This is a genomic window from Halomonas sp. SpR1, from assembly GCF_031010175.1.
Classification (GTDB): domain Bacteria; phylum Pseudomonadota; class Gammaproteobacteria; order Pseudomonadales; family Halomonadaceae; genus Vreelandella.
Window position 1 is genome coordinate 23,896 of record NZ_JAUAMB010000033.1, and the last position, 18,906, is coordinate 42,801.

Consider the following 18,906-nt stretch of genomic DNA (forward strand, 5'->3'; position numbering starts at 1 on the left):
AGGCACTACAAGACACATTAGGAGTGAATAATGCATAACGCCGATAACAACAATCAAGCCGAACTGCCATTGACCATGCAAGCCGTCGTAGCCTACGCGCCTGGTGATTATCGCCTTGAAGAGGTGGACATGCCTAAGGCGGGCGAGGGTGAAGTTCTGATTAAGGTCGAAGCATGCGGAATCTGCGCAGGCGATCTCAAAGCCTATGAAGGCGCCCCTAGCTTCTGGGGAGACGAGACCCAGCCCGCTTATATCAAAGCACCGATGATTCCAGGTCATGAGTTTATTGGTCACGTGATGGCTTTAGGGGAAGGCGTTAAAAATCTGGAGATCGGTGACCGCGTTATTTCTGAGCAAATTGTGCCTTGTTGGGAGTGTCGCTTCTGTAAACGTGGGCAGTACTGGATGTGCGAAAAGCACGATGTCTACGGGTTTCAGCATAACGTGAATGGCGGTATGGCCGAATATATGGTCTTTCCCAAAGAAGCCATTAATCACAAGTTGCCCGATGAGATTCCGATGGAAAAAGCGGTTCTTATTGAACCCTATGCCTGTTCATTACATGCCGTTAAACGTGCACAGATTGAACTGGGGGATGTGGTTGTACTCTCCGGTGCGGGAACCTTAGGGCTAGGGATGATAGGCGCGATCAAAAAGTCCGGACCTGCCAAGCTGGCCGTGCTGGATCTCAATAATAAGCGGTTAGAACTTGCCAAACAGTTTGGTGCCGACATTGTCCTGAATCCTGCTGAAGTCGATGTTGTTGACTACGTGAAAAGTATAACGGAAGGCTATGGCTGCGATATCTATATTGAGGCCACTGGCGCCGTTAAGTCGGTAGAGCAAGGCCTTTATATGATTCGTAAACTGGGCCGTTTTGTCGAGTTCAGCGTATTCAAAGAGCCTGTTACGGTTGATTGGAGCATTATTAGCGATCGTAAAGAGCTCGATATCCTGGGTGCGCATCTAGGCCCTTATTGCTACCCAATTGTGATCGAAGGCATCGGTAATGGTGATTTTCCAACGGACAATGTAGTGACTCACAAGCTGCCATTGGCTGAATTCCATCAAGGGCTAGATTTAATGCGTAATGACCCTGACGCGCTAAAGGTTGTGTTAATACCTGGTTCGTAGTGAATAGCCGAAGCTTTTTATTTATAACTACAATGATAACCGGAGTGATTATGTCGGCGACATTAAATTCGGTGCCCAGTGAAAAGCGTATAAAAGTCTATATAGCAGCGGCTTGTGCTTTAGTGCTGGTTGCACTCATGGCGTTTGATACCAAAGTCATTAGTCTTACTGAACTTGAGAGCGAGGTGGGATTCTCACCCCAGCAATTTGCTCGGGAAACATTTCCCGAGATCCAGGCATATGTCGAGAATAACGCCGTAGATGCAGCGGTATTAGCGCCAGAAGTGCTTAAAGATGCCGGCGCGGCAGGTGAGAAATACGGTGTCGCTGCTGGCATTGGTCATATCGTGCCAGTCTCTTTCTCAGGTGTTGTTGTAGAAGGGCGAGGGGGTGTTTACACCCTAGATGTTGCCGATGTGCCTTCAGATATCGTTATTCGCCTGCAAACGGGCCCAGCCATTAATGGCACTACGCTAAGAGATACAACCGGCAGTATCCAATTTGGTGACTTCACCAATCAGATCGAATACCAAGACGTTGGCGCAGCGCTTAATGACGAAATGAAGCGTCAAGTGCTTGCCGATATTTCCGGACAGGATTTAGCCGAAAAAACGCTAGAAGTCGTCGGCTCCTTTACCATGATAAATCCCAAAAACTGGCTAATTACTCCCGTGAGTATGGCGATCATTGAGTGAGGGGCGGCTATGAGTATCGATAGATCAACAGTGGAAGTGGCGCCGGTGATTCTTTCTGCACGCAATATCGAAAAACGTTTCGGCGCCGTGCAAGCCCTTAAAGAGGTGAACTTCGATATATATCGAGGTCAAGTGACAACACTCTTTGGTGAAAATGGAGCGGGTAAATCCACGCTGATGAAAATCCTGTCTGGCGTCATTACCCAGACGGCTGGCGAGATTGTGTTGGAAGGGGAGAGTGTTAGTTTTTCTTCGCCGTCGGATGCCGAAGCGTTGGGGATTACCATTATTCATCAGGAGTTGAGCTTGGCCCCTAACCTGAACGTGCGCGACAACATTTTTATGGGCCGTGAACTGACTAAAGGGAGGGGCAGCGTCGATTATAAAGAGGAAGCGCGTCAGGCGGAATTATTAATGGAGGAGCTTGGCGAACCGATCCATCCTCTCACCCTAGTCGAAGATCTACGTGTGGGGCAGCAGCAAATCGTTGAAATCGCAAGAGCGTTGTCCAAGAACTCACGCATTTTGATTATGGATGAACCGACCTCCGCATTGAGTGCAACGGAGGTCGAGACGCTATTCAGCGTCGTCGAGGATCTCAAAAACAAGGGTGTGTCGATCGTTTATATTTCTCACCATTTGGAGGAGGCACTACAGATTACCGATCATGCCGTTGTTCTCCGTGATGGCGTCATGACGGCTTATGCCCCGCGTTGCGACATCGACCTGCAGTGGATTGTCAGGCATATGGTGGGAGAGAGCTTCGATCTTGGCTCACCGCCGACAGGTTATGAGCAGGGTGCCACCGCGCTCTCTATTCAGAACCTATGCGTAAGCGACGATAAAGTGGCAGGTCGTTATGTGGTTGAGGATCTTTCGCTGGATGTGCGCGCAGGTGAGATTGTCTGCATTTATGGGCTGATGGGCGCTGGCAGAACTGAGTTATTGGAGTGTGTGGCAGGGCGAACCCGGCAATCCAAGGGAGATATCCTGCTCAATTCAACTGATGTATCGCATTACAACATTGCCCAGCGAATCGAGAGGGGGTTGGTGTTAGTCCCTGAGGATCGTCAGCGCGATGGATTGGTGCCCACCCTGTCAGTCGGTAGAAATCTGTCGCTGGCCAGTATCCAGGCGTTTACCCGCAAGGGGCTTACTTCATCACGCCTGGAGGCAGAAATGATTAATTCAGCTATTGGCAATGTGCATATCAAAACAGACGGTGGCGAGGCTAGCATTGGTTCACTGTCTGGCGGTAACCAGCAGAAGGTGGTGATCGGTAAGATGTTGGCGACTAATCCCGACGTCATCATGCTCGATGAGCCGAGCCGTGGCATTGATGTGGGTGCCAAGGCCGAAGTGTTCAAGTTATTAAGCCAAGGGGCCCGGCGGGGGTTAGCGGTTGTCTTTACCACGTCTGAAGTAAGCGAGTGCTTAAGTATTCCGCACAGAGTGGTGGTGATGAGCAAGGGGCGGATTTCTGCTGAATTCAAACCGGGTGTTACGAAAGATGAAATTATGGCTGCTTCGGGCGAATCAGTTGCTGCGTGATTATTCAATCGGATAGGTAATGACCATGTCTTATCAAAAAATGTCTCATCATAACAATAACGCGTTACAGGTTGATAAAGGCAGTATCGATATCGTCAAGGTTTTGCTGGAAGGTCGGGCTTTTTTCGCCTTAATCGGGATCATTATTGTCTTTTCCATACTCTCGCCTGTTTATTTCTCCACGGGTAATTTTTTAACCATGTCTTCGCATGTGGCTGTTTTTGGCTTGCTAGGCATCGGTATGCTGTTTGTTATTCTGACCGGCGGCATAGACCTGTCGGTTGGCTCTACGCTGGCACTTTGCGGGGTGTTCGCGGGTATGCTGCTAGAAGGGATAGAAATTGAGGCACTTGATTTAGCCTTCTTCCCTTCAGTGTGGGTCGTTGTGGTACTTACCTGCTTACTAGGCGGGCTAGTGGGAGCTATCAATGGTGTATTAGTTGCCTACTTCAAAGTGCCTGCTTTTGTGGCCACTCTTGGCATGCTGTATGTCGCCCGCGGAGCCGCTTTGCTACTCACAGATGGTTTAACTTTTAATAGCTTAAGTGGCGATCCTGCGCTAGGTAACACAGGGTTTGAATGGCTTGGGTTTAATAAATTATTGGGTATTCCGGTAGGGGTTTTAATACTCTTTTGTGTCGCGATTGTTTGCATGCTGGCTCTTGGCCGCACGCCTTTTGGCCGGTGGATTTACTCTACGGGTGGCAATGCGCGCGCAGCAGAGCTTTCCGGGGTGCCGGTCAATAGAGTTAAGCTCTCTGTTTATATCATTTCTGGCGTATGTGCTGCCATGGCGGGAATTGTGCTTGCCTCACAGTTGACATCTGCGGGGCCTACGGCAGGCACTACGTATGAACTGACAGCGATTGCTGCGGTTGTGATTGGTGGAGCCTCGCTTATGGGGGGGCGTGGCACGATCCGAAACACTTTATTGGGTGCTTTTGTAATTGGTTTTCTAGCCGATGGTCTTGTCATTATCGGTGTGTCTGCATACTGGCAGATGGTATTCACGGGCAGTGTCATCGTCTTTGCTGTCATGTTAAATAATGTCCAATACAGTGCTAAAAACAAGACCTCCCAAAAAGCCGATAAAAAGACTACAGAAGTTAATCGCGACGATTCTAGAGTAAGTGCTACTTAACATAGCACTGCTTAGAAGTGTGACCTGCTCAGGTCTGCCTATGCAAAGACTAACAATCATAACTATGAGGTAATAACCATGCTTCCAAAAAGTAAAAAAATGCTTTTTACAGCACTCGCCAGTGTCTCGATGCTCTTTAGCGGCTCTATAGTTGCTCAGGATAAGGGGCTGATCTCAATTATTGTCAATGATATGTCAAATCCCTATTGGCAAACGGAAGGAAAAATTGCTGAACGCACAGCAAAAGAGTTGGGCTATGAAGCAAATGTCAGTTCCCATGTGGGTGATACCAACACTGAAAGCAATCAGGTCGATACGGCGATTACCAATGGGGCTAAAGCGATCATTCTGGATCCTGCTAATGTGGACGGCTCCATTGGTGCCGTGAGACGTGCCGTAGAGGCAGACATTCCTGTATTCATTATTAACGCTGAAATTAACCAGCAAGGGTTGGCTAAGGTGCAGCTGGTTTCCAATAATGCGCAAGGTGCCGCGTTAGGGGCCCAGGAGTGGGCGACGCAGCTGGGTGGAGAAGGTTCTTATATAGAATTAGAGGGGCCGCCTTCTGATAACAATGCCGCGACAAGATCCAATGGCTACGAGACAGTACTGAGCCAGTATCCCGACCTTAATCTAGTGGCATCAGATATCGCCAATTGGAGCCGGACTGAAGGGCGCAATAAGATGCAGAGCATGCTCCGTTCTCATCCTGACATTAAAGGCGTGATCAGCGGTAACGATGAAATGGCCCTAGGCGCTATTGTTGCTCTAAAGCAGGAGGGGCGGTTAGACGATGTGCTGGTCGGTGGTTTTGACGGCTCGCCAGATGCTGTTGATGCGGTGCGCTCGGGCGAGTTGGCCTATACGGTTCTACAGCCGGTGGCCGTGTTTGCTGAAGATGCCGTAAAAATTGCTGATCATTACATCAACACAGGTGAAACCGGGCTGGATAGTGAAAAGCAGCTTTATGACTGTATCCTTATCACGCCGGATAATGTTGATAATTACACGTCTCCATTTGTGCTAGAAGAGTAAGTAGTAAAGGTTCAGTAGGAAAGGAGAGGTGGCAAGTAGGTCAGTCGGTTTTAATGCCGGCTGGCTTTTTTATTGAGCGTGTTCATTGTGTAAATAAAAGTTATAATAATGGTTGATTATTAAAGCAAGGGAAGGTGCCAATGATTTTTAACTTTGGTTCAATCAATATCGATCATACTTATCATGTCCCATATTTTGTTCGCCCCGGCGAAACGCTGAAAAGCGATAAATATAATAGTGGATTGGGTGGGAAAGGGGTCAACCAATCGTTGGCGATAGCACGTGCCAAGGGAGCGGTGAGTCATTGGGGGAGAGTCTCCTTGACGGATGCCTGGGTGACCGAGGAGATGCAGCGCACCGGTGTTGACGTGAGTGATATCGAACTCACTAACGAGCCAAGCGGGCATGCGATTATCCAAATTGATGAACGTGGTGAAAACGCTATTTTATTATTCTCTGGCGCTAACCATGGGTTTACCGAGGAGCGGATCGTTGCTTTGCTGGCAAAAGCCAGCCCTGACGACTCAATACTTATACAAAACGAATGCAATGGTCTTGATAAGCTTATTCCCCTAGCGGTCAGTCGGGGTTGCAAGGTGATATTTAATGCTGCTCCCATGGATGATGAGGTCTCATCGCTTCCTTTGGATCAGTGTCAATTACTCTTCTTTAATCGTACAGAGGCAGCGCTCTTATTGGGTATGCCGATAGAGTCGAGTGCTTCCGATTTGTTAAGGCGTTTTAATGAAACACTGAGAGATGTTGAGGTGGTTCTTACGCTTGGCAGTGAGGGAGCTTGGTATCAGCATAACAGTGAGACTTTTTTTCAAGCGGCCTTAAAGGTAACAGCCATCGATACAACGGCAGCTGGTGATACCTTTGTCGGCTACTTCCTAGCGGCTCGGCAGGCGGGCCTCGAGCCACTTCAGTGTCTACAACGGGCAACAGCGGCGGCGGCTCTTGCGGTTCAACGGTACGGTGCTGCCAGTAGTATCCCGATGGCAGAAGAGGTTGATAAGGTAATGCATCAACAAGAAGGGCTATAAAGTGCGGAAGCGATCAATATTATTAAATTAACTTAATTTTGCGTGGCAGCAATAGCCGGTGGCGGTGGCCCCCGGCTGGATCGGTTCTCTGATAGCTAGAGACTAGCAAGCGTCAAAATCAGCCGATTGTTCACGCCATAGGGCTGCTTCCTTACGCAGATTGTTGGCGAATAGCGCGATGTCGTTGGGGCCTGCGACGAAGCGATAGCCACTTTGGGCCAGATTGGCGACGTCGCGTCCTGGGCCAGTAATAGTGCCCATCCAGCGCCCGCTACCGGCGATGCGACGCTCCAGACCCCCGATCAAATCGCGTACTTCAGGCGCTTCTAGCCGTTCGAGCTGGCCCATGGAGCCGGCAAGGTCGTTGGGGCCGATGAACAGCATGTCGATGCCGTCGACCTCTGCGATCGCCTCAACGTTATCTGCCGCTTCGACATGCTCGATCTGGGTGATCAACAGCAGGTCGTCGTTGGCCTGGCGGGCATAGTCACTGAAAGCGCCGTAGCCTGAAGCGCGCACGATCGGCGCCGCATAACCGCGCTGCCCCTGGGGAGGATAGCGACAGGCGTCGACGATAGCTTGAGCCTGCTCGGCGCTATTGACCATTGGTACCATGATTGAGCGTATCCCCATATCGAGCACCTTTTTCAGGTAGGTCGGGTCGTTGGCGGGGATGCGTAAAACCGCTTCACCACCTGCGGCTTCGATGGCGCGAACTAGGTGCGCAGTGTGTTCGAGGCTGGAGACGCCGTGTTCATTGTCGATAAGAATGGTCTTCCAACCTGCCCAGACGGCGACTTCAGCCAGTTCAGGGCTGGCGCTTTCCAGCCACAGAGCGCTAACAGTTCGGCCCTGCTGCAGGGCGAGTTTGGTGCGATTGCGTGGGTTCATAAAGAGGTCTCCGTTTCCGAGCGGGTAGAGGAACTAGGGTAGTAATGGCGCTGCACGTTCTCGTAAATGCCCCGGGCCAGCAGCAGCGCCCAGAGCAACAGGGTTAGGATGCCCAGCGCCGCCGCCCAGGGCCGATCAAAGAAGGCTAGTAAGTCGCCCTGAGCTTTCATCATTGAGGTCATGAAGTTTTCCTCTACGATTTTGCCGAGGACGATGCCGAGGATAGCGGGTGCCAGCGGAAAGCCGTTGGCCTCCATGGCGTAACCTAGGGCACCCAGCGCCAGCACGGTCCAGATGGCAATGACCGAGTTGGTGATGGCGTAAGCTCCCACCAATGAGAACAACAACACGATGGGCATCAGTACCCGCCGCGGTATTCGCACCACCTGGCTGGAAATCATGATCACCAGCAGGCCGGCCGGAACCATAGCGAGATTGCTTAGTGCGAAGGCGCCGTAAAGGGTATGTACCAGTTCCGGCGATTCGGTAAATATCTGCGGCCCAGGTGACATTCCGTTGAGTAGCAGGATGCCAATCGCGATGGCGGTGACACTGTCGCCCGGTATGCCGAACACCAAGGCTGGCGTCCATGCCCCGCCGATGGCAGCGTTGTTGGCGGAACCGCCATCGGCCACTCCCTCGATATATCCCGTGCCGTAACGTTTGGGATGGCGTGAGAAGCGCCGTGAAATCGCATAACAAATCCACGCGGCGATATCTGCCCCTGCGCCGGGCAACGCGCCAATTAAGGTGCCCAGCACGCTGGAACGGGCGATGTTACGCTTGAAGCGACGCAGCGTGCGGCCTGCCTCCTGTAACGCCTGGGCAAATGGTTCTTGGGTAGCGTTTTTGGGTTGCTCGCCGCGTTTTGCCTGGACACTGCGCAGAATCTCGCTGAGGGCAAACAGGCCGATGATGGCAGGTATGAAGCTGATGCCATCGAACAGTTCGTAATGACCGAAGGTGAAGCGAGGATGACCGACGGCGACATCGATGCCTATCGTGGCGATGAATAAGCCAATGAACAGGCTAGCGAAGCTCTTGGCGACGCTACCGTTACTGGTCAGCACCGCGCAGCTCAGTCCCAGGCTTGCCAGCCAGAAGGTTTCGAAGCTGGAAAACTGCACCGCCACACGCGCTAACTGTGGGGCGATGAGCGCCAGCATGGCGACGCCCACCAGGCCGCCGATGCAGGCGGCGAACAACGATACCATCAGCGTCGAGCGGGAACGCCCGGCGCAGGACAGGCGGTAAGCGTCTTCGACGTAGGCCGCAGAGGCGGGCGTGCCGGGGATGCGCATCAAGGTGCCGGGTACGTCGCCAGCGAAAATCGCTGTGGTAGTCGTGGCGACGATGGCGCTGATCGCGATTAGCGGATCCATGAAATAGGTAAAAGGCACCAGCAGGGCCACCGCCATTGTAGCGGTTAGGCCTGGCATGGCGCCGATGAAGGTGCCATAGAGTGTGCAGGCGACAATGACTGCTAAGGATGCTGGACTGAATAGGGCAGTGAGGGTCGAGGCGCTCATAGCGTTACCATGCCAGTGGTGTCAGCAGGCCCCAGGGGAGCGGGACGCGCAGCAGTGAATAGAACAGCAGATGCACGCCGATCACCAAGGGGAGTGCTAGCAGTACTACGTTTCCTGCCCGCATCCCGAAGATCAGGGCTGTAGCGGAGACTGCCATGAAGGAAGCAATATGAAATCCCAAGAGGTCGAGCAATAGGCCATAGCCGAGTATCACGATCAGTAGGGCCAGGGGGCGTGCCGCCATCCGCCAGCCTGATTGTCGAGGCGGCATTGTCGAGGTGTTCTGCGCTTTTCGCCGCCCCTGCGATCCTAAGCCGATCAGTGCGCCGCAAATTATCAGACCGATTGCCGCGATAGAGGGAAACAGACCGGGGCCGTACTCCAGCCCGGCTAGGGTCGGGAAGGTTGAGGCGCGCCAGAGCACCAGTGCGCCGAAGAGAACCAGTAGGCTCCCCGACAAGCGATCATTGCAGTACATGAACACCTCCTGCTTAGCGATAGATCTCGATCACCTGGCGAGGCCTATTGCCTCAACCACTTCGCCCAGCTGACGGTCGGCTTCGGCAAGGAGTTGAGCGGTCTCGTGACGATTCTCGAACACTACCTGGGTGCCACTGCTGCGTTTGAACTCGGCCCAGGCTTCACTGTTGATAGCTGTCTCGATCGCCTGCTCGTAAGCGCAGGCGATTTCGTCCGGCAATCCATCTGGGCCACTGACTGTGACAAAGGCACTCAGTGTCCAACCACTTTCCAGTGTGTCTGCAGTCAATGGGACTTCTGGCATCTGTTCCATCGGCGTATCGCTCATGTAGCCCAACGCCTTGAGCTCCCCCTGCTCGATCAGATTGCGGGCTTCGGCGAGCGAAGGTGTGGCGACATCAATGCCCCCTGCCATCAGCTCCTTGAGTGCAGGCCCTGCGCCTTGGCTAGGGATCCAGCGAATGGCATCAGGAGCCAACCCTTCGGCCTTGAGCATGCCGGCCAGGGCGAGATGCCAGATGCCGCCCTGGGCGGTTCCCGAAGCGGTCAATTTCCCTGGGTTTTGGCGTGCCTCGTCGAGCAGAGCCTCAAGCGTGTCGTAGGGCGAACTCTTTTGTACCACTACCCCAGGCGAACTGCGGTTGATCAATGCGATGGGCGTTATGTCCTGATAAGTCAGCGGCGTTAGGCCGAGCCAGTGCATGGTGTCGATCTCGACCGTGGCGGCGCCAATGGTATAGCCGTCAGGATTGCCACGGGCGATTGAGGTATGGCCTACAACGCCGTTTCCACCGGTGCGGTTGATGACGTTGAAGGGCACGCCCATTTCTTCCTCGAGTAGGCTGGCCAGCCGACGTGCATTGGCGTCGGTGCCGCCACCAGTACCCCAGGGAACGATAAAGGTGACGGCTCGCTCGGGCTGCCAACTGCAGGTTTCAGGGTTGTCGGCTGAGGCGTGGGTCGCTGCTAACGAGGCCCATAGGGCCAGTGAGGCGGTCATTATTGTTGTCGAGTTTGTGCTCATCATGCTGTGTGCTCCTAGCAATGGCGAGGGATCATGAGGCTGTTTGGAGTAGTTTTTGGGATGCTTTCATGATTAGTTTTTACATAGTTCAATCGATTGAATAAATGCAACTTTGGTCGCGTATCGAAATTGCTACTCCGCTCTTATGGGGATAGCGATATCACTAAAAAAGGCGCTATGAGAGTATGTTGCAAACAATGCTAAAAGAAGACTGGCGTACTAGAGTGCGTTCTGTCGCCTGTAAATCATGGGAGTAGAGATTTTTTATATGGCAAGCCGTCCGACACTTAAAACAATCGCCGATCAGGTAGGCGTCACTGTTTCTGCCGTATCATTAGCCCTGCGTGATGATCCGCGAATTTCCCAAGCGACCCGGGAGCGTATCCAGCAGGCAGCGCAGGTACTGGGTTATGTCTATAACCGGCATGCAGCGGGTCTGCGGCGAGGTGATAGTGGCACAGTGGCGGTATGTCTCAATGATTTGAGCAACCCCTTTTTCACCGAATTCCTCGGGCACATGGAAGCGCGCTTCCGTGAGGCGGATCGCATGATGCTGTTCTGCCATGCTCATGAAACACCATCGATTCAGGCGCGCTTTATTCGTCAGATGGCCGAGCATGGGGCCGCTGGGCTGATTCTGGTGCCTGTCGCCGGTACCACCCGAGAAGATCTTGATGGGCCTCAGGTAAAGCATCTGCAGGATTTCCCGCTGGTGCTGATTTCCCGGGATGTCGCTGATACAGGATTTGATCGGGTCATCAACGACGATGTGCTAGGCATTCGTCTGTTATTCGAACATTTGTATGAAGCAGGGCATCGTCGCTTCGCTTGGTTGGGTGGTGGGGGGGATACGTCCACTGCCCGAGATCGAGAGAGCTCCTTTCGCCAGCAGATGGATGCTGTGGGTTTGCCGGTCACCAGTGATTCGATCCACCATGGGCCGACGACGCTGGACTTCGGGGATTCCATGCTAAAGCAACTGCTTGCGATGCCGGAGCCACCGACCGCTATTATCTGCTTTTCGGACATCATCGCCTTTGGCGTGTTGGCGGCGTGCTATCGGCATGGGGTGCGCCCAGGTGTAGATATTTCTGTCACTGGTTTCGATGATATGGCTGCGGCTGCCTACTCTGCACCCGCATTGACCAGTGTGCGGGTTCGCACTGATTTAATTGGTCAATGTGCCAGCGAGTTGTTGCTTTCTCGTATGGCGGGGGAGCGATATCCGCCGGTTCGGAAGGTGGTACCGCCCGAGCTGGTGGTGCGGGCGAGTACCGGGCCGGCAGCATGAGCTATGGCACTTATCTGACCACCATTACGGTGAGCATTGTGGTGATGAGAACTGGCCGCCCTTAAATGGGCGCCTCTTGTCCCGATCCTGAGCTACCCACCCTACCTACATCCATGATGCCAATGTTGGGTGTCACTTTGGTTGAGCAAGAACATAGGTGCTATTGGCATTTGGGCATCACTGTTCGGTTTACTCGGTATTGCATCTGGTAACAGCAACCACACAGTGCTGGGACGTTATAAAAACTCCATCCAACTATTTTCAAAATCCTTTTAATTGGTCAACCATTTTTGGTTTTAGGAAATTTTTGGTTTCCCTTCATTGTCCAATGTCATCGATTGGCCTTCCTTTTTCTGGGCAGCCATAGCTTGTCTTGCTTTTAATTAATTACTTGTTTTAATGGTTTTTTTGTCTATGTTTGCAATTTGAAAGCGTAGCTTTTGAGTGGTTCTAATAGTTTTTACATTCACTCTCCAGCCGCCTCTTAGACTAAAGTTTCGTTTCAAGCTATCGCAATTGTCTCTATCTTCAAATGGTCAACCATTTGGAGGTGACTGGAATGAGTCAAACAGCTACCGTGTCGAGGGCTGGTGTTATCGAGGCGCTTCGCCAGCGGGCTTACAAAATTCGCCGCCACGCCCTGCGGATGGGTGAGGTGCAAGGGCAGGGGTACGTTGGTCAAGCGCTTGGGATTGCCGATGTTTTGGCAGTGTCTTACTTTCATGCGCTAAAGCTGGATCCCAAGAACCCTGACTGGGAAGGGCGTGATCGTTTTCTACTTTCTATCGGGCATTACGCTATCGCGCTGTATGCCGCGCTGATCGAGGCTGGCGTTATTAGCGAGGAAGAGATCGAAGACTACGGCAGCGACGACAGTATCCTGCCCATGTCGGGTATGGCCAATTACACGCCGGGCATGGAAATCACCGGCGGCTCGCTAGGCCATGGTTTGGGTATCGGCGTAGGTATGGCGCTGGGCCTAAAGCGCAAAGAGAGTGCTTCACGTATTTTTAACCTGCTTTCAGATGGCGAGCTAAATGAAGGCTCGACCTGGGAAGCTGTCGCGTCAGCAGCCCATTGGAAGCTGGATAACCTGATTGCCATTGTCGATGTCAACGATCAGCAGGCCGACGATAAATCCTCCACCGTACTCAACTACGAGCCGATCGCTGATAAGTGGATTGCGTTTGGGTGGGAAACCTACCGTGTTGATGGCAATGATCTTGAAGCATTGGTAGAGGCCTTCGACAGTGCGCTAGCCAGTGACTCAAACAAGCCCCGGGTGATTATCTGCGACACCTTGATGGGACGCGGCGTGCCCTTCCTCGAAGAACGTGACAAAAACCACTTTATTCGTGTCGACGAGAATGAGTGGAGTGTGGCGCTCAAACAGCTCGATGAAGTTTACGGTGTCCAGTAAGGAGGAAATGAAATGAGCGCCAAGAAGAAGCTAAAGACCTCGGCAATGATTGCGTCCATCGCGGGCGAAGACCAGCCCACAACCGCCGCGCCTTTCGGCCATGCGTTGGTAGAGGCTGCTGCGAAAAACCCCAAGATTGTCGGTATGACGGCCGACCTGGGCAAATATACCGATCTGCATATCTTCGCCCAGGCCTGCCCGGATCGCTATTACCAGATGGGCATGGCTGAGCAACTACTAATGATGGCAGGTGCGGGTATGGCGCGAGAAGGCTTTATCCCTTTCGTGACGACCTATAGCGTTTTCGCTTCACGCCGAGCTTACGACTTTATTTGCCTAGCTATTGCCGAAGAGAAGCTCAACGTCAAGATTGTTAGCGCACTTCCCGGGCTGACCACGGGCTATGGCCCCAGCCATCAGGCTACTGAAGATATCGCCATCTTCCGTGGCATGCCGAACCTGACCATCATTGACCCTTGTGATGCGGTTGATATTGAGCAGTCAGTTCAGGCGATGATCGATTTTGATGGTCCGGTCTACTTACGCCTACTGCGTGGCAAGGTGCCTCGCGTTCTGGATCGTTTCGAAGGTTATAAGTTCGAGATCGGCAAAGCCAAGCGTTTGCTGGATGGAGAGGATGCTCTGATCATCTCCTCTGGACTTATGACCATGCGCGCGATTGAGGCTGCCGACGAACTGAAAGAAAAAGGCACGAATGTCGGCGTTTTACACTGTGCCACGATCAAGCCGCTAGATACCGGCGCCATTCTGGAAGAAGTCCGTCGCTACCCCGAACGTCCAGTCTTCGTGGCCGAAAACCACTCAGTTATTGGCGGCCTGGGCGAAAGCATCGCATCGCTGCTGATGAAAGAGGGTGTGCACGTCAAATTTAATCAGATCGGTCTTCCCGATGAATTTCTGGATGCCGGTGCTTTACCTACCCTGCATGACCGTTACGGTATTTCAACCAAGGAGGTGATCAAAACGCTAAAGCAGCACGTTGCCTGAAAGTACTAAGTAGATCATCACGCTAAGACTCCAGCCACGTAAAGTAGCTGCTATTTCTAACAACAAATATTTTAATAGAGAGAAACGTCATGAAAAAAACAGTCCTTGCTTCTGTCATCGCCAGCGCCTTTTTCATTAGTGGTAATGCCGCTGCTCAGCAAACCCTGCAACTCGCCCACAATGCGGCGGAAGGTAACCCCAAGTGGGATGCTTCCGAGCTCTTCGCAGAGCTCGTCGAAGAAGGAACCAATGGGGAATTAATAGTAGATGTTGGTGGTAATGCGCAGTATGGCGACGATATGGAAGCCATCACCCAGATGAGAATGGGAACCTTGGCTTTTAGTACCAATAGCCAGGGCTCGACATCCAGCGTTGTGCCGCAGTTCTCGGTTCTGGGGCTACCGTTTCTGTTTAACTCTCTCCCCAGTGCATGGAAGGTCATGGACGGCGAAGTCGGTGATGAGCTGAAAAGGCTTTCGGAAGAAAAGGGCCTTGTTCTTTTGGCGCTGTGGGATAACGGCATTCGTCACGTTAGCAACAATGTTCGCCCTATCGAGACCCCTGCCGACCTGGAAGGTCTTAAAATTCGAACCCCACCCGATGAGATGACGGTTGATATTTTTGAGGCGTTAGGCGCAAACCCGACCCCAATGAACTTCTCTGAGCTTTATATCGCCCTTGAGCAGGGAGTCGTTGACGGTCAGGAAAATCCGTTGATGAATATCTACTCATCCAAGCTTCACGAGGTGCAAGACTATATCTCGTTGACAGGCCACAAGTATGAGTCAACCCCTCTGCTTATGAGCAAGATGGTCTGGGATACGCTCTCTCCCGAATATCAAGAAGTAATTCAGCAAGCGGCCATTGAGGCGGGCGAGTTTAATCGCCAAGCATCACTTGAAGCCGACGATGAGCTGAGAAGCAAAATGGAAGAGGCAGGTGTCGCTTTTAACGAAGTGAATCCTGAGCCTTTCATTAAAGCCACTTCATCCGTTTATGACCAATGGGCAGAAGAGTACCCCGAACTGGTCGAAATGGTCGTCAATGCGGCTCAGCGCGAGTCGCAATAACGGAAGGGGCTTTTCATGTCGCTCTCAATAGAGAGCCGCGGCGGTGAAGTGGGCGGGCCCACTTCACTGTTAGCGAGCTCAAAACGTTTGATTTATCACACCTTCAAATGGGTATCCATCGTCGCCGTTGTGGCTATCTTTGTGTCGCTATTACTGGGTGTGGTGGTTCGGTACCTGTTCTCTACCAATTTGGGCTGGGTAGCGGAAGTGCCTAACCTGGTTTTTCCCTGGTTAACGATGTGTGCCATCGTCGCTGCGGCGGCAAGGAACGAGCACATTGGTGTCGAGCTGGTAGTCGAAAAGCTGCCAAGACTACCCAAGAAGGTAGTTGTGTTGGCCGTCAACCTAATCGCAATGATCGCTTTTAGCTTTATGGCAGCCCACGGGTTGGATGTCGTCGAAATTGCAGGCTCCCAGCGATTGCCAATCACCCGTATCGGTATGTCCTGGGCTTACTGGTCAGTCATTGTTGGCTTTATGGGATTAGCCGTTATTTCGTTCATCAACATCGCAATGGTGCTCAGCGGAGGAGATCTGAATCAATCCTCTGAACCTCAAGTCTCGCACGGGGAGGAAGGGATATGACGGCCCAGATGCTCATTGGCTTTGTCTTGTTGCTATTAATGGCGATGCCGGTTGGTTACTCGCTGGTTATAAGCGGTTGGGCGGCGCTATCCGTTTTTGGCCCTATGCCATCCAGTATGGCGGTTATGAAGATCTTTCAGCCGACACAAAGTTTTCCTTTGCTGGCGATACCCTTCTTCATTCTTTCCGGTGGGCTGATGATGTCCGGCAAGCTAGGACAGAAGTTAGTGGCTTTAGCCTCCATGTTGGTGGGTAAATATCACGGCGGGCTAGGTCAGGTCACCGTGGTGGGCTCAACGGTCTTCGGTGGGGTCTCAGGGTCTTCGGTAGCAGAGGCGTCCGCACTCGGTTCCATGCTTATCCCTTGGCAAAAGAGGGAGGGTTATCCTGGCGCTTTCGGCGCTGCTGTTACCTCAGCCTCCTCTGTGATTGCTGGCCTGATGCCGCCCTCTATCCCACTTATCCTGTTTGCTACTGTCTCGAACACTTCCATAGCCTCACTGTTCATTGCCGCAGTGATACCGGCATTGATGCTCGCGGGTGGCATGATGCTGGCTTGCAATATCATTGGAAGACGTCGTGGTTTCCCTCGTCTTACGCTCAAGTATACGGGCGCCGAAATAAGAAACACGCTGTTCACCGCGCTACCCGCGTTGCTTATGCCGGTATTTATCGTCGTGCTGCTGCGCGCGGGGATTGCCACACCCACAGAGGTAAGTGTCATCGCCGTTGCCTATGCCCTGGTAGTCAGTAGTGTTATCTACCGTGACCTGACGGCTGATCGTGTCATGAGTGCACTAGTAAACACAGTGATCACCACGGGCATTGTGATGCTGATTATCGCGGCGGCCAACATCATTGCTTACATTCTGACGTCGGGTGGTGTGCCGCAGGCCGTCGCCCAATGGGCGGTGGAGTATCTAAAACACCCTATCTTGATCATTTTGGCGATCAACTTGCTGATGCTATTTATCGGTATGTTCCTCGATTTGCCCGCTGCAATCTTGCTGTTGGGGCCAACGCTGGTTTCCATCGCCAACGCGATTGGGCTAGATCTGGTGCAACTTGGCATCATCATGTGCGTGAACCTCAGCATTGGCCTGTTCACGCCCCCCATCGGCACCACTCTGTTTGTCTCTTCTGCCATTGCCCGTGAACGTATTGGCGCCGTGGTAAAGGAGTTGGGGCCTTTCTATTTGGTGGCCATTGTCGTGTTGCTGCTGGTGTCCTACGTGCCAGCTCTGATTATTTACTGAGGTGGTTATGCAAACTATCGCATTTGCAGGGCTGGGCGCCATGGGGTGGCCTATGGCAACCCGGCTGAAAGAAGGTGGTTTCCAGGTGCTGGGTATAGATGCTGTTGAGTCAACGGAAACGGCTTTCAACGACCAGGTGATGTCATCAGAGCAAAAACAGCGCGGGCTGACCGGTTGCGAAGCACTTTTTATCATGGTGGTGAATGCTGATCAGGTGCGTTCTGTGCTGTTTGGTACCAACGGTATCGAGTCGCTTAGTCATGGCGCTTGTGTTGTCCAGATGTCGACCATCGCCCCAGACGATACGGCGGCTATCGCAAAAGACGTTGCGGTGATTAGGCCTGACCTGCACTTCATAGATGCCCCGGTGTCAGGCGGAGTGGTGGGTGCCGAGGCGGGTGAACTCACGATTATGGCAGCCGGCACCCAAGATGCTTTGTCGAAATGCCGTCAAGCGTTTGAAATATTGAGCAAAGTTGTCTTTGAAGCCGGGGAACAGCCGGGGCAGGGCGCGGCGATGAAAGCGGTTAATCAACTGCTATGCGGCGTGCACATTGCCGCCGCTGCTGAAGCGCTAGCGCTTGCAGAGAAGAGCGGTATTGATGCCTCAACAATGCTGTCGCTGTTACAGGGTTCGGCAGCGTCAAGCTGGATGCTGAAAGATCGTGGCCCCAGGATGATTGCTGAGCCAAACGAGATTACCAGTGTGATCGATATTTTCTGCAAAGATATGGGCATCGTCTGTGATTCAGCCAAGGCCTCCAAGGCGTTTACGCCACTGGCAGAAACCGCGCGTCAGCTATTTATATCCAGCGCTGAGCGAGGAGAGGGCAAGTTAGATGATAGCCAACTGATTCGCACTTACCGACTGCTTAACGGAACAGCCTAAGGAGACATAATGCCCAGTTTTATATCTGTCAGTACTGCGGCTTACGACGGCTACGGGTTTGATGTGATTCTGCCATCGATGGCGAAGTGCGGCGTAAGGAATGTGGAGTTTGCCTTTATCGATGGCTATGTAGAAGCCTTTACCGATAGCGACTTTACTGAAGCTTTCGCCGGAGAGCTGAAAAGTGAAATGCAGCGCCATGGCCAGCAGTGCCGCTATTTTTCCGGCCATATTGATTTGGGCATTGAAAACGCAGCTGCCAGGCTTGAAGCACGCTGTCGTTTTGCTGCGTCTTTAGGGGCCACCTGTGTGATTACTAACGCCGCTACGCGTGATCGCGCAGGTACTTTCTTTGCACAGGCTGATGCCCTGGCTGCGATTGCTCACCACTACGGTGTGCGCATTCTGCTTGAGAATCCCGGCAATGGCGTTCCTAACTTACTCGACCACGCCGGTGACGCATCGGGCTTGCTTAAACAGCTGGACGCCCAGGCCTTTGGTATTAATTACGATATCGGCAACCTGTTAGCCCACTGTCCAGCTCGAGATCCGCTTGAAGATGCTCGTGCGGCAATGAATCTTGCCGACCATTTCCACCTTAAACCCTGTGTGCGCCGTGAAGGCGGCATTGATTTCGTTCCATTGGGGGCAGGGGATGTGAATGACACTGCGCTGGCGTCGGAGCTTCTTCGCCAAAATAAGCCGTTTTCGCTCGAGCTCCCATTCCGCCTCCATCGTGATGCCAGTGCTCAACCTTGGCGCGATGAACAACCATTGCCACTCGATGTAATCGAGTCGCACATTTCCCGCTCGCTTATGGAGCTGGAGTTACTTCAAAAACAATCGACTACAAATCAATAA

18 protein-coding genes are annotated in these 18,906 nt (G+C 52.6%); 14 read left to right on the plus strand and 4 right to left on the minus strand.

The window, feature by feature from the left end; all coding sequences use genetic code 11:
* Positions 1 to 30 precede the first annotated feature (30 nt).
* The 6 genes from QT231_RS18925 to QT231_RS18950 all read left to right on the plus strand — a co-directional run bounded on the left by QT231_RS18925 (position 31) and on the right by QT231_RS18950 (position 6,602).
* Complete coding sequence (locus QT231_RS18925) at positions 31 to 1,134, plus strand: alcohol dehydrogenase catalytic domain-containing protein (RefSeq protein ID WP_308338383.1); 1,104 nt, start codon at positions 31 to 33, stop codon at positions 1,132 to 1,134.
* 50 nt (positions 1,135 to 1,184) lie between these two features.
* Positions 1,185 to 1,829, plus strand: coding sequence for a DUF2291 family protein (locus QT231_RS18930; RefSeq protein ID WP_308338384.1), 645 nt, complete (start codon positions 1,185 to 1,187; stop codon positions 1,827 to 1,829).
* 9 nt (positions 1,830 to 1,838) lie between these two features.
* Positions 1,839 to 3,380 carry a sugar ABC transporter ATP-binding protein gene (locus QT231_RS18935; RefSeq protein WP_308338385.1) on the plus strand — a complete coding sequence of 514 codons (1,542 nt, stop codon included), beginning with the start codon at positions 1,839 to 1,841 and terminating at the stop codon, positions 3,378 to 3,380.
* A gap of 25 nt (positions 3,381 to 3,405) precedes the next feature.
* Complete coding sequence (locus QT231_RS18940) at positions 3,406 to 4,521, plus strand: ABC transporter permease (RefSeq protein WP_308338386.1); 1,116 nt, start codon at positions 3,406 to 3,408, stop codon at positions 4,519 to 4,521.
* A 78-nt stretch (positions 4,522 to 4,599) separates the two neighbouring features.
* A complete protein-coding gene (locus tag QT231_RS18945; RefSeq protein ID WP_308338387.1) occupies positions 4,600 to 5,556 on the plus strand; it encodes a D-ribose ABC transporter substrate-binding protein in 957 nt (318 codons plus the stop codon).
* Positions 5,557 to 5,696: 140 nt separating this feature from the next.
* Positions 5,697 to 6,602 carry a ribokinase gene (locus QT231_RS18950; protein ID WP_308338388.1) on the plus strand — a complete coding sequence of 302 codons (906 nt, stop codon included), beginning with the start codon at positions 5,697 to 5,699 and terminating at the stop codon, positions 6,600 to 6,602.
* A 102-nt stretch (positions 6,603 to 6,704) separates the two neighbouring features.
* Here the strand turns inward: QT231_RS18950 and QT231_RS18955 are convergent, their stop codons facing one another.
* From QT231_RS18955 to QT231_RS18970, 4 genes are read right to left on the minus strand one after another with little or no spacing between them, the layout of a single operon-like run.
* On the minus strand, positions 6,705 to 7,493 hold the full coding sequence (locus tag QT231_RS18955; protein ID WP_308338389.1) for an aldolase/citrate lyase family protein: 789 nt from the start codon (positions 7,491 to 7,493) through the stop codon (positions 6,705 to 6,707).
* Positions 7,490 to 9,022, minus strand: a complete 1,533-nt coding sequence (locus tag QT231_RS18960) for a tripartite tricarboxylate transporter permease (RefSeq protein ID WP_308338390.1) — start codon at positions 9,020 to 9,022, stop codon at positions 7,490 to 7,492. The genes QT231_RS18955 and QT231_RS18960 overlap by 4 nt, the downstream gene beginning before the upstream one ends.
* A 4-nt stretch (positions 9,023 to 9,026) precedes the next feature.
* Positions 9,027 to 9,500, minus strand: a complete 474-nt coding sequence (locus tag QT231_RS18965; RefSeq protein ID WP_308338391.1) for a tripartite tricarboxylate transporter TctB family protein — start codon at positions 9,498 to 9,500, stop codon at positions 9,027 to 9,029.
* 30 nt (positions 9,501 to 9,530) lie between these two features.
* Positions 9,531 to 10,529: a tripartite tricarboxylate transporter substrate binding protein gene (locus tag QT231_RS18970; protein WP_308338392.1), complete on the minus strand. Its 999-nt coding sequence runs from the start codon at positions 10,527 to 10,529 to the stop codon at positions 9,531 to 9,533.
* Positions 10,530 to 10,794: 265 nt separating this feature from the next.
* On the opposite strand from QT231_RS18970, the gene QT231_RS18975 reads away from it, so the two are divergent.
* From QT231_RS18975 to QT231_RS19010, 8 genes are all read left to right on the plus strand, one after another.
* Positions 10,795 to 11,817 (plus strand): LacI family DNA-binding transcriptional regulator, encoded by a 1,023-nt coding sequence (locus QT231_RS18975; RefSeq protein WP_308338393.1) that lies wholly within the window; start codon positions 10,795 to 10,797, stop codon positions 11,815 to 11,817.
* A gap of 559 nt (positions 11,818 to 12,376) precedes the next feature.
* Positions 12,377 to 13,237: a transketolase gene (locus QT231_RS18980; protein ID WP_308338394.1), complete on the plus strand. Its 861-nt coding sequence runs from the start codon at positions 12,377 to 12,379 to the stop codon at positions 13,235 to 13,237.
* 12 nt (positions 13,238 to 13,249) lie between these two features.
* Positions 13,250 to 14,245: a transketolase family protein gene (locus QT231_RS18985; RefSeq protein WP_308338395.1), complete on the plus strand. Its 996-nt coding sequence runs from the start codon at positions 13,250 to 13,252 to the stop codon at positions 14,243 to 14,245.
* An 89-nt stretch (positions 14,246 to 14,334) separates the two neighbouring features.
* Positions 14,335 to 15,315 carry a TRAP transporter substrate-binding protein gene (locus QT231_RS18990; protein ID WP_308338396.1) on the plus strand — a complete coding sequence of 327 codons (981 nt, stop codon included), beginning with the start codon at positions 14,335 to 14,337 and terminating at the stop codon, positions 15,313 to 15,315.
* Positions 15,316 to 15,330: 15 nt separating this feature from the next.
* On the plus strand, positions 15,331 to 15,900 hold the full coding sequence (locus tag QT231_RS18995; protein WP_308338397.1) for a TRAP transporter small permease: 570 nt from the start codon (positions 15,331 to 15,333) through the stop codon (positions 15,898 to 15,900).
* A complete protein-coding gene (locus QT231_RS19000) occupies positions 15,897 to 17,156 on the plus strand; it encodes a TRAP transporter large permease (protein ID WP_215091739.1) in 1,260 nt (419 codons plus the stop codon). The genes QT231_RS18995 and QT231_RS19000 overlap by 4 nt, the downstream gene beginning before the upstream one ends.
* 7 nt (positions 17,157 to 17,163) lie before the next feature.
* A complete protein-coding gene (locus QT231_RS19005) occupies positions 17,164 to 18,045 on the plus strand; it encodes an NAD(P)-dependent oxidoreductase (RefSeq protein ID WP_308338398.1) in 882 nt (293 codons plus the stop codon).
* A 9-nt stretch (positions 18,046 to 18,054) separates the two neighbouring features.
* On the plus strand, positions 18,055 to 18,906 hold the full coding sequence (locus QT231_RS19010) for a TIM barrel protein (RefSeq protein ID WP_308338399.1): 852 nt from the start codon (positions 18,055 to 18,057) through the stop codon (positions 18,904 to 18,906).

Coding starts and splice junctions, on each gene's coding strand:
- QT231_RS18985 (WP_308338395.1), top strand. CDS start 13,250: ATGAGCGCCAAGAAGAAGCTAAAGACCTCGGCAATGATTGCGTCCATC.
- QT231_RS18990 (WP_308338396.1), top strand. CDS start 14,335: ATGAAAAAAACAGTCCTTGCTTCTGTCATCGCCAGCGCCTTTTTCATT.
- QT231_RS18945 (WP_308338387.1), top strand. CDS start 4,600: ATGCTTCCAAAAAGTAAAAAAATGCTTTTTACAGCACTCGCCAGTGTC.
- QT231_RS18975 (WP_308338393.1), top strand. CDS start 10,795: ATGGCAAGCCGTCCGACACTTAAAACAATCGCCGATCAGGTAGGCGTC.
- QT231_RS18965 (WP_308338391.1), bottom strand. CDS start 9,500: ATGTACTGCAATGATCGCTTGTCGGGGAGCCTACTGGTTCTCTTCGGC.
- QT231_RS18960 (WP_308338390.1), bottom strand. CDS start 9,022: ATGAGCGCCTCGACCCTCACTGCCCTATTCAGTCCAGCATCCTTAGCA.
- QT231_RS18950 (WP_308338388.1), top strand. CDS start 5,697: ATGATTTTTAACTTTGGTTCAATCAATATCGATCATACTTATCATGTC.
- QT231_RS18930 (WP_308338384.1), top strand. CDS start 1,185: ATGTCGGCGACATTAAATTCGGTGCCCAGTGAAAAGCGTATAAAAGTC.
- QT231_RS18980 (WP_308338394.1), top strand. CDS start 12,377: ATGAGTCAAACAGCTACCGTGTCGAGGGCTGGTGTTATCGAGGCGCTT.
- QT231_RS18955 (WP_308338389.1), bottom strand. CDS start 7,493: ATGAACCCACGCAATCGCACCAAACTCGCCCTGCAGCAGGGCCGAACT.
- QT231_RS18995 (WP_308338397.1), top strand. CDS start 15,331: ATGTCGCTCTCAATAGAGAGCCGCGGCGGTGAAGTGGGCGGGCCCACT.
- QT231_RS19005 (WP_308338398.1), top strand. CDS start 17,164: ATGCAAACTATCGCATTTGCAGGGCTGGGCGCCATGGGGTGGCCTATG.
- QT231_RS19010 (WP_308338399.1), top strand. CDS start 18,055: ATGCCCAGTTTTATATCTGTCAGTACTGCGGCTTACGACGGCTACGGG.
- QT231_RS18940 (WP_308338386.1), top strand. CDS start 3,406: ATGTCTTATCAAAAAATGTCTCATCATAACAATAACGCGTTACAGGTT.
- QT231_RS19000 (WP_215091739.1), top strand. CDS start 15,897: ATGACGGCCCAGATGCTCATTGGCTTTGTCTTGTTGCTATTAATGGCG.
- QT231_RS18935 (WP_308338385.1), top strand. CDS start 1,839: ATGAGTATCGATAGATCAACAGTGGAAGTGGCGCCGGTGATTCTTTCT.
- QT231_RS18925 (WP_308338383.1), top strand. CDS start 31: ATGCATAACGCCGATAACAACAATCAAGCCGAACTGCCATTGACCATG.
- QT231_RS18970 (WP_308338392.1), bottom strand. CDS start 10,529: ATGATGAGCACAAACTCGACAACAATAATGACCGCCTCACTGGCCCTA.